A 3,087-nucleotide genomic window follows, 5' to 3' on the forward strand; every position below is an offset into this window, starting at 1 on the left:
GATCTGAGGCCGCCGGGGCGGCAGGCGCGGCGGGCTTGGGCGCCGGGGCGCTGGGACGGGCGGCGGGAGCCGGGGAGGCCCCACCGTTGCCGCCACCGGTGGCGGCGCCGAGCGCCTCGCGCAGCCGCCGGGCCACGGGGGCCTCGACGGTGGAGGACGCGGACTTCACGAACTCGCCCTGCTCCTTGAGCGTGGCGAGCACGGTCTTGCTGTCGACACCGAACTCCTTGGCGAGTTCGTGTACGCGGGCTTTGCCTGGCACGGGTCTCCTCTTGGTGAGGCCGGCGGCTTGCCCGCTCGACCTCGTCGTTAGTGGCGCATGGTCATCGTGAGAACTTCACGGCTGAGTCATCCGACGGTGTCCTGTCGACGTGCGGACCGGCCTGGTGCCGGCCCGACTGGGTCCTGCTGTCGCCCGGTCCGGGCCTCGGTCCCGGGACCTCAGGAGGAGGTACCGAGGACGTGCTCCCGGAGCGGACCGACCTCCACGGGGGCGCTGGTTCGCAGCGCCCGCCCGAAGGCCCGACGTCGTTCCGCAGCGCGGAGGCACTCCGCGGTCGGGTGCAGCGAGGCACCGCGACCGGGGAGCACCCGTCGTGGGTCGGGGACCAGCTCCCCGGCCACCACGACGATGCGCAGCAGATCGTCGACCGTTGCGCGCTTCCGGCACCCCACGCAGGTGCGGACCGGAAGCGACATCTCGGCCATCCGTAACTCTAGCGCGTGGCCGGCCCGCGATGTTCCGCGCGCTGCGGCGCGGATCGCTGACCGGCTCCCGGGGCCTGCCCCCGGCCGCCCGGTGCACCGCCGCGTCCCCCGGCCGGGTGAGCCGGCAGGCCCGAGCGCAGCGGCGGGCGGCCCACCCCCGGCGAGGGGGTTGCGTCGGCGTCGTCGGGCTGGGCGTCGCTGCGGATGTCGATCCGGCACCCGGTCAGCCGGGCGGCGAGGCGGGCGTTCTGCCCCTCCTTGCCGATCGCGAGGGACAGCTGGTAGTCGGGGACGACCACGCGCACGGCCTTGGCCTGGGCGTCGACGACGCGCGCGCTGCTCACGCGGGCGGGGCTGAGCGCCTGCGCGACGAACTCCGCCGGGTCCTCCGACCAGTCGACGATGTCGATCTTCTCGCCGTGCAGCTCGCTCATCACGTTGCGCACCCGCTGGCCCATGGGACCGATGCAGGCGCCCTTCGCGTTGAGACCGGGCACCTTGGTGCGGACGGCGATCTTCGACCGGTGCCCCGCCTCGCGGGCGACGGCGACGATCTCGACGCTGCCGTCGGCGATCTCGGGGACCTCGAGGGCGAAGAGCTTGCGCACCAGGTTCGGGTGCGTGCGGGAGACGGTGACCTGGGGGCCGCGGAAGGTCCGCGAGACCGCCACCACGTAGGCCTTGATCCGGCTGCCGTGGGTGTAGGTCTCCCCCGGCACCTGCTCGGCCGACGGCAGCACGGCCTCGACCTTGCCGATGTCGATCATCACCAGGCCGCTGGCGTTGCGCCGCTGGTCGGCCTGCACGATGCCGCTGACGATGTCGCCTTCCTTGCCGGCGTACTCGCCGAAGGTCTGCTCGTGCTCGGCGTCGCGCAGCCGCTGCACGATGACCTGCTTGGCGGTGCTGGCGGCGATGCGGCCGAAGTCCGAGGGGGTGTCGTCCCACTCGCGCACGACCTCGCCGTCAGGGCCCAGCTCCTGGGCCAGGACGGCGACCTCGCCGCTCTTGCGGTCCACGTGCACCCGCACGTGCTTGGCGGCGCCGTCGGCGTGCCGGTAGGCCGTGACCAGCGCCGTCTCGAGGGCCTCGATCACCGTGTCGACCGGGATGCCCTTCTCCCGCTCCACCGCCTTGAGCGCGGTGACGTCGATGTTCACTTGTCTCCTCCGTCGTCGTCCGCGAGCTCGGCCTCGTCCAGGCCCTCGAGCTCCGCGGCGTCGTCCTGCGCGATCTCGTCGTCGATGTCGTGGTGGTCGTCCGCGGCGCGCCCGAACTCCACCTGCACGTGGCCGGCGCCGAGCTCGGCCCACGGCACGAGCCGGGGCTGCGGGGGACGCTTCTTCGCCCCCGGCTTGCCCTTCGCCTCCACCGCCAGCGTCACGCCGGCGTCCTCCACGGCGGTGATGCGGCCGGTCAGCTGCTCGGTGGACCCGGCCGGGCCCGCGGTGACCTGCACCAGGCGGCCGGTGTTGCGCCGCCAGTGGCGCTGCTCGGTGAGCGGCCGGTCCACGCCGGGGCTGGTCACCTCGAGCACGTAGGGGGTGCGGCCCATGCCGTCGTCGTTGCGGTCCAGCACCTCGGAGACGGCGCGGCTGACCTCCGCGATGTCGTCCAGGGTGACCCCGGCGTCGCGGTCCACGACCACGCGCACCACGCTGCGGCGGCCGGCGGGGGTGACCACGAGCTCCTCGAGGTCGTAGCCCGCCTCGCTGATGACCGGCTGGATCCAGCCGGACAGCCGCTCGGTGGCGGGGTCGATCCGCTGGGTTCCGCGAGAGGCGGACACGCTTGCCTCCTCAGGCTCGGTCGGCGGCACGGTGCCGTGCGCACCCCTGCGGTCCGGCGCCGTGGACCTGCCGCACGGGCCGGTCGCCGTGTCGTGGGGAAGGGCCAAGGCTACCGCCCGCCCGGTGGCACCGGCCCGCCGCACCGGACGGCCCGGCCGGCCGGGCCGTGGGACGGGAGGGGCGGGCGGGAGCGGCGGTGGCGACGCGGAGCGTCGAGCCGGGCGTACGACCGGCTGCCGGACCGTCCGGCTGCCAGGATGGGGGTGATGCCTCCCACCGCCCTCCCCGGCCCGCGGACGTTCACCCGCCGCACCCTGCTCGCGGCCTCCGCGGCGGGGGTCGCCGTGGTCGCCGCCGGGTGCACCTCCTCGTCGCCCGAGGAGGAGCGGGACGCCGTCACCAGCGAGCAGGCCGACGAGCTGGCCGGCCAGGTGGCCGTGCAGGAGACGCTGGTCGCCGCCTACGAGCTGGCCTTCGACGCCGACCCCGCGCTCGCGTCCGCCGCCGCGGACCTGGCGACCCAGGCGGCCGAGCAGCTGGACAGCCTGCGCGCCGCCGCGCCCGGGGACCGCCCCGCCGGCCGCCCGCC

5 protein-coding genes are annotated in these 3,087 nt (G+C 75.2%); 1 reads left to right on the forward strand and 4 read right to left on the reverse strand.

The genetic code is table 11. The features are described from left to right. From E4P43_RS19620 to rimP, 4 genes are all read right to left on the reverse strand, one after another. Positions 1–262, reverse strand: a 262-nt coding sequence (locus tag E4P43_RS19620) for a translation initiation factor IF-2 N-terminal domain-containing protein (protein WP_135147186.1), incomplete at its 3' end; no start/stop codon positions are given. Between the two features lie 179 nt (positions 263–441). Continuing rightward, entirely contained in the window at positions 442–699 is a 258-nt protein-coding gene (locus E4P43_RS19625; protein ID WP_245159279.1) for a YlxR family protein, read from the reverse strand. 17 nt (positions 700–716) lie between these two features. Beyond that, complete coding sequence (gene nusA, locus E4P43_RS19630) at positions 717–1,868, reverse strand: transcription termination factor NusA (RefSeq protein ID WP_135147187.1); 1,152 nt, start codon at positions 1,866–1,868, stop codon at positions 717–719. After that, positions 1,865–2,497, reverse strand: a complete 633-nt coding sequence (gene rimP, locus E4P43_RS19635) for a ribosome maturation factor RimP (RefSeq protein WP_135147188.1) — start codon at positions 2,495–2,497, stop codon at positions 1,865–1,867. Before rimP ends, nusA begins: the two co-directional genes overlap by 4 nt. Before the next feature lie 267 nt (positions 2,498–2,764). Between rimP and E4P43_RS19640 the strand changes: the two genes are divergently transcribed. Further along, positions 2,765–3,087: hypothetical protein (locus E4P43_RS19640; protein ID WP_209313982.1), on the forward strand; the 323-nt coding region annotated here is incomplete at its 3' end.

Origin of the sequence: Blastococcus sp. TF02A-35 (assembly GCF_004571075.1) — a bacterium.
GTDB lineage: Bacteria > Actinomycetota > Actinomycetes > Mycobacteriales > Geodermatophilaceae > Blastococcus.